The sequence below is a fragment of the Candidatus Obscuribacterales bacterium genome (assembly GCA_036703605.1).
GTDB lineage: Bacteria > Cyanobacteriota > Cyanobacteriia > RECH01 > RECH01 > RECH01.
Map to the genome: position 1 here is coordinate 1 of DATNRH010000039.1, position 6939 is coordinate 6939.

The 6939-nt window shown below is 53.8% G+C and carries 4 protein-coding genes; 2 read left to right on the top strand and 2 right to left on the bottom strand.

From position 1 onward, the window contains the following. Positions 1–104: 104 nt before the first annotated feature. Positions 105–1160, bottom strand: a complete 1056-nt coding sequence (locus V6D20_00940; protein ID HEY9814362.1) for a hypothetical protein — start codon at positions 1158–1160, stop codon at positions 105–107. 130 nt (positions 1161–1290) lie between these two features. Further along, positions 1291–2631 (bottom strand): carboxyl-terminal processing protease CtpB, encoded by a 1341-nt coding sequence (gene ctpB / locus V6D20_00945; protein ID HEY9814363.1) that lies wholly within the window; start codon positions 2629–2631, stop codon positions 1291–1293. Between the two features lie 967 nt (positions 2632–3598). Here ctpB and V6D20_00950 point away from each other — a divergent pair. Next, the gene (locus V6D20_00950) at positions 3599–5701 is read left to right on the top strand and encodes an NAD(P)H-quinone oxidoreductase subunit 5 (GenBank protein HEY9814364.1); all 2103 of its coding nucleotides are present in this window, start codon (positions 3599–3601) and stop codon (positions 5699–5701) included. A 305-nt stretch (positions 5702–6006) separates the two neighbouring features. Continuing rightward, positions 6007–6939, top strand: a 933-nt coding sequence (locus V6D20_00955; protein ID HEY9814365.1) for an NADH-quinone oxidoreductase subunit M, incomplete at its 3' end; no start/stop codon positions are given.

Here is a 6939-nt window from a genome sequence, read left to right on the forward strand (position 1 = left end):
ATGAGGTGGTGAAGGTCTATGTGCAGGATGTGGATGGGCGCAATGCAGTGGAACTCATGAACCCCAGTGAGTAGATGAGGGTCTGGTTTAATTGAGGGTCTGGTTTAATTAAGGGGCGATCGCTCCCTGGTGAGAAAGGGCACATCCAGGATCTCCCCTTGCGCTGTACCCACTTGAACGGTGAGTCCTGGGCCACCGGCCTTGGTGCGTAGGTAAGCTAAACCGATCGCACCAGATTCTGCAGAGGTAACACTGGTGAGCAAGCCCACCTTGGCGTCGTCCACCATCAAAACTGTCCCTGGCTCCACCCAATCAGATAGGCGAATGCCCCAAAGCTGTTGCTTGACGCCTTTATAGGTGTCTAGTCGCGCAATGGTTTCTTGCCCGATATAGCATCCCTTAAAAAACGAGACGGTATGCCACAGGCCAGCCTCTAGGGGATTGTAGTCTTCCGTCAGTTCCTGTCCTGGCATGGGTCGCCCCTGCTGGATGCGCAGCGATTCCCACAGATCTTGCCCAAACGGTACGGCTCCAGCTCCCGTGAGCTGTTGCCATAGGTCGGCTCCCTGATCGCGATCGCAGAACAAGGTATAGCCGGGGGTAGCCAAGCCGCTACCTGCCGCAACCCGCACCGTCATCCCGTTGAGGTCTGTAGCGACATGGGTCTGGGGGGGAGCGATCGCCAGCCCTACCTGTTGGAGAAGGCGATCGCTTTCAGGCCCCATGATGCTAAAGCAGGTCGTAGACTCAGTGAGGTCAGACAACTCCACCTTATCGGCAAAGAAAATAAATCGATCCATCCACTGCATTAGCTTGCTGCCATAGCCAGGGGCGGTCAATAAGCAAACATGATCCTCCAGCACGTAGGCGCTAACGAGGTCAATCGTTCGGGCCGTCGAGGTGACGAAGACCGTGTCGCAGCTTTGCCCTGGCTGCAGCGGTTCCATGGCATTGGTGGTTTGGTTGTGCAAAAACCGGAGGCGATCGGCCCCACCCACCCGCAGGCGTCCCCAGTGGGAGCGATCGCACAGGGCCACACCAGCAGCGATCGCTTGCCGAGCCTTCTCTTCCTGGCCAAACTGTTGGGGCACCGTTTGGTCAGCGACGGTCATAAAGGTGGCTCCGGCAGCAGCCTGCATCTCTTGCAATGTAGTCATCATCAAGCGTCCATTACAGCCTCAGTATCCGGCTTCATCGGGATGTATCCCCTTGATTCTACCGAACCTCGGCCGCCAGGTTGCTGACCTCAGCCTACAGAACTGCTCCTGGCCATAGCCATGGGCTAGAAATCTAGTTGCCCCTAGGATTCTCGTGATCCCGCTGACCCACCTGAGTGGTTACCGAACGTAGCCGGTAAGTCAACATCCCAGGCTGCAGCGACTCTAGGGCTTCTGCATAGAAAGGATCAGCCCCCGTGCCAATCAGCTCTGGTCGCTCTGCAAGTGCTAGCTGCTGCTCTTGGCTCAGCTGTACTTCAATGTTAGGCGTAATGCCGCGATGACTGATATCGGTTCCATTAGGCGTGTAATAGTGGGCAACCGTAACAGCTAGACCTGAGCCATCGGAAAGAGGGTGAACCGATTGCACCAAAGCCTTACCAAAGGTTTGCCGACCAATCACGATAGCGCGATCATTATCCAGCAACGCCCCGGTGAGGATCTCGCTAGAGCTGGCAGAGTTGCCATTCACCAGCACTGCCAGTGGTAGATCGGTCAACGCGGTTTGGTTCGCGGAAAAGTCTTCCGTGCGTCCCCGCCGATCCACCGTTTGCACAATAGCGCCTTCATCAATCCACATGCGGGAAATATCAATACTGGCCTGCAGCAGACCGCCCGGATTATTGCGCAAATCTAGGACAAATCCATTTGCCCCATCATCCAGCAAGGTTTCGATCGCTTGCTGCATTTGCTGAGGAGAATGGGAGCTAAATTCGGTAAGTCGGATATAGCCAATTCGATTGGCTCCCTCTTCCCGTAGCGTGTAGTTAACGGCAGGAACTGCAATACGCGCCCGGTTCAGCGAAACTTCAAAAGCGCCCACCGTATCCCGCTCAAGGCGCAGCATCACTTGGGTACCCACTTCGCCGCGAATTCGTTCTGAGGCCTGTTGTACCGTCATGTTGGCTGTAGATTCGCCATTGATCGCGAGGATGCGATCGCCCGTGCGTAGACCAGCAGCCATGGCCGGCGAACTCATCAACGGCTCAACCACCACGATGGAGCTGGTGTCCGGGTCGGCCTGTAGGCGAATCCCTACGCCGGAGAGTTCCCCAGAGGTTTGATTGGTCAAGGTTTCAAATTCTTCGGGATCCATAAACCGCGTGTAGGGATCCTCTAAAAGCTCTAGGGCATCCACTAGAGCAGCGTAGGCCTGCTCCGGGGACGCATACTCGGTTTCCAACAGGTCTTGGCGAACCGCTTGCCAATCGACTTGGTTAAAATCTTCATCTACATAGCTGCGGTTCACGATTTGCCAGGCTTCATCCAAAACAGCTTGGGGATCATCGTGCAGGGCGATCGCTGACCTGGAGGCAGCCATGGGGGTCAGGGTTGAGACCGCCATGGCAACAGCTAACGCTCCCCCGAGGCGACGAACCGATCTAGAACGAGAAAAAAAGTGCATTCGAGTCATATCAATACCTAGCCCTGAACGTGGACAGCGCAGCCTGCAAACCAATTAGCCAGAAACAACGGAGACCCCTTGGGGTCTTGATGCATTACCCATACGCTCCAACACCATCGATAGACGCCTGGCATAGCTCAACCGAGGCAGCGATCGCACCCTAACCGAAACGAGTGAGAAGGGATACAAACGATGATGACCTGAAACAAACCACTAGCCAGATGAGCCAAGCCTAGGGACACTAACCAAGAGTTGTGCTCAGAATACCCATCCCGACCTAAGAAATCGCAACGGATGAGCAGAATTGAGTAGACATGAACTATTGATTAGACATCAGCTCAGAACTTGGTTCCCCGCCAGAGTTGCGTCTCTAACCTCAGCTAGTCGATAGGCAAACGATCTAGCCATGAAGAGCTAGTAGGGATCTAGCCATAGATGGGAATCAATACAAAAGCGATCGCCATGATTCCGGTCGCGGATCGGACTATCTTGAACGTACAAGCGCGATCGCCCTTGTACCATCAGCATAGCCACAAGACCTGAAAGGCTCCCAAAACCCCTGTGCCAGTTTTGCTAAGCGTCCCTAGATACCCTCAAATCCAAGCCCAGCAAGATGTTGCCCCAATATCTTGCCCCTTGCGTCAGCCCCGAGTGCTAGAAATTTACTGATTTGCTTAAGGGTTTTACAACCCATGGGTTACAAACGCACTCAAGCCACTCTTAGGCTCTTGTTCAACGACCCCATGGAAGCAAGGGCAATCCCTGGCATCATCAGCGATCGCCTTCACCACCCACAGCCCTATCGCCCTCATCCTTGAAGATCGCACCTGCCACACAACCTACAGCCCAGAGCTGGCAACTTCACCGAAGGGTGACCACTACTTGGGCATGGGTATGTCACAATGTAAGCGGCTTTGCCAACTTTACATCTGCAAACCACCTACCCCTATACAAAAGATTGGAAAACTTGTGAGTTATGGAACCGATTTATCAGTACGCCTGGCTGATCCCGGTTCTGCCCTTAGCAGGGGCAATGTTGATCGGACTAGGTCTTGTTTCATACGGCACCACCGTTAATCGCTTGAGGAAAGCCTCTGCTTTCTTCATCGTGTTCCTCATTGGAGCTGCGATGGTGTTCTCCTTTGCCCTGCTATGGAGTCAGATCCAAGGGCACGAATCCTACACTCGCACCATAGACTGGGCTGCCGCCGGAGACTTTCATCTCAGGATGGGCTACACCATCGATCACCTAACGGCAGTGATGCTGGTGATTGTGACCACCGTAGCTCTACTGGTCATGGTCTACACCGACGGCTACATGGCCCATGATCCGGGCTATGTACGCTTTTATGCTTACCTGAGCTTGTTCAGCTCATCTATGCTCGGTTTGGTGATTAGCCCAAACCTGGTTCAAATTTATGTGTTCTGGGAACTAGTCGGGATGTGCTCCTACCTCCTGATTGGGTTTTGGTATGACCGCAAGGCGGCGGCAGACGCCTGTCAAAAAGCCTTTGTCACCAACCGGGTTGGTGACTTTGGGCTGCTGCTTGGCATCCTAGCCCTGTACTGGGCTACCAGCAGCTTTGAATTTGAGGAAATTGGTGTTCGCCTGACGGGCTTGGTCGAGTCCGGTAGTTTGAGTGTTGGGTTAGCCTCCCTATTCTGCATCTTGGTCTTTCTGGGCCCCGTGGCTAAATCGGCTCAGTTTCCCCTGCATGTATGGCTACCTGATGCCATGGAGGGCCCTACACCCATTTCTGCCTTGATCCACGCCGCAACCATGGTTGCGGCTGGAGTATTCCTCATTGCCCGGATGTTTCCGGTCTTCGAAGGTCTACCGGGCGTGATGGACGTGATTGCTTGGACTGGTGCCATCACAGCCTTTTTGGGAGCCAGCATCGCCATAACCCAGAACGACATCAAAAAAGGACTAGCCTATTCCACCATGTCTCAGTTGGGATACATGGTCATGGCCATGGGGGTAGGTGCCTATGGTGCTGGGCTGTTTCACCTGATGACCCATGCCTACTTCAAAGCGATGCTCTTCCTAGGATCGGGCTCTGTGATCCACGGTATGGAAGAGGTCGTGGGTCACGATCCTGCCCTAGCGCAAGATATGCGGCTCATGGGCGGTCTACGCCGCCATATGCCCGTCACCGCGATCACGTTTTTGATTGGCACCCTGGCAATCTGCGGGATTCCTCCCTTTGCTGGTTTTTGGTCGAAGGATGAAATCCTCGGCTCAACCTTTGCGGTGAATCCACTGCTCTGGGCCATCGGCTGGGGAACGGCGGGGATCACCGCCTTTTACATGTTCCGCATGTATTTCTCCACCTTTGAAGGAGACTTTCGTGGCAACCGGGATGACATTCGCCAGCAACTGCAAGCTGAGAAGCTACAGCGCATGGGCTTAGCCTTTGGTCCCGGTGCTATGGATCCGCAAGAGCTGACGGTGGATACCGATCCCCATGGGGATCACGGGGATGACCACGGGGATGACCACGGTCATGCCCACAGCGAGTTTCCCCATGAGTCTCCTTGGGCGATGACGATTCCCCTGATGGTCTTGGCGGTTCCGTCGATGCTGCTGGGTTTGGTAGGGACGCCCTTCGTCAACTACTTTGAGGCCTTCGTCCATCCACCGGGCGAATTGGTTGAAGAACTTCCCGCCTTCGGCATTCCGGCAGAGTTTGAGTGGGCAGAGTTTATCACCATGGCTGGTAGCTCTGTAGGCATTGGTCTAATTGGGATCAGCCTAGCGTCGTTGATGTACCTCACCTATAAGGTCAGTGCGGCAGCGATCGCCCAACAGATTCAGCCGCTGTACCAACTTTCCCTGAACAAGTGGTACTTTGACGAAATCTACGATGCCGTGTTTGTGAAAGGCAGTCGTCGTCTAGCGCGGCAAGTGCTAGAAGTAGACGTGCGCATTGTAGACGGCGTCGTCAACCTGGCAGGGTTTGTTACGTTGATTACAGGAGAAGGGCTGAAGTACCTCGAAAATGGTCGGGTACAGTTCTATGCTCTGATTGTGTTTGGTGCAGTGCTAGGTCTGGTGCTCGTATCAGGCATCACCTAAGCGTCAAGCGATAGCTAGTCTAGGATTCTTAGCTATCCAGGTTAGGAGTAGGGGCGATCGCTCCTACTCCCAGCCGTCCCAACGACGAGATCTTGACTGATGTTGAAGAAACGCAGAGTATTCGATAGTTTCACTCATACTGTTGATACGTTGTCTGAAGCTGAGCCCAAGTACCCGTTCAACGTCAGGTTCTACGACGAGCGTTCAGGGAAACAATGATGACAACTACCCCTAGGGCAGGCATCCTTTTTCCCAGCACGCTGGTTTGAATAATCTGGCTTAATGATCATAAATTTTCGATGAGTATGGCTGATTTTCCCTGGCTAAGCACCATAATCCTATTCCCGATCTTGGCAGCATTGCTAATCCCAATCCTGCCCGACAAGGATGGCAAAGGCCGAGTTATCCGTTGGTATGCACTAACGGTAGGTCTCATTGACTTTGCCCTGATCATTTACGCGTTTTACAACTTCTACGACGTCTCTAACCCAGACATGCAGCTTGTCGAAAGCTACAGTTGGGTGCCGTCTCTTGATCTCAACTGGTCAGTAGGAGCTGATGGTCTATCCATGCCGTTAATTTTGCTCACGGGTTTTATTTCTACCCTGGCAATTTTGGCATCTTGGCCGGTGACCCTGAAGCCCCGCCTGTTCTACTTTCTAATGCTGGCCATGTATGGCGGGCAGATTGGGGTGTTTGCTGTCCAGGATATGCTGCTGTTCTTCTTTATGTGGGAACTGGAGCTGATCCCGGTCTACTTACTCCTCTCCATTTGGGGCGGCAAGAAGCGGCTCTATGCAGCCACCAAGTTTATTCTGTACACGGCTGGGGGCTCACTGTTTATCCTCGTAGCAGCCCTAGCCATGGCCTTCTACGGCGATTCTGTCACCTTTGACATGCGATCGCTCATGGATAAAGACTTTCCGCTGAAGTTCCAGCTTTTAGTCTATGCAGGCCTCTTTGTGGCCTATGCGGTGAAACTGCCCATTTTTCCCCTACATACCTGGCTGCCCGATGCCCACGGGGAAGCCACGGCTCCAGTCCATATGTTGCTGGCGGGCATTCTTCTGAAAATGGGCGGCTATGCCTTGATTCGCATGAACTGCGAGATGTTGCCCGATGCCCATGCCTACTTTGCGCCAGTCCTTGTCGTCTTGGGGGTGGTGAACATCATCTACGCAGCCCTCACCTCCTTCGCCCAGCGCAACCTCAAGCGGAAGATCGCCTATTCGTCGATT

Excerpts from the sequence above, each read along its gene's own strand:
- V6D20_00940 (HEY9814362.1), bottom strand. The coding sequence starts at position 1,160 with ATGATGACTACATTGCAAGAGATGCAGGCTGCTGCCGGAGCCACCTTT.
- ctpB (HEY9814363.1), bottom strand. The coding sequence starts at position 2,631 with ATGACTCGAATGCACTTTTTTTCTCGTTCTAGATCGGTTCGTCGCCTC.
- V6D20_00950 (HEY9814364.1), top strand. The coding sequence starts at position 3,599 with ATGGAACCGATTTATCAGTACGCCTGGCTGATCCCGGTTCTGCCCTTA.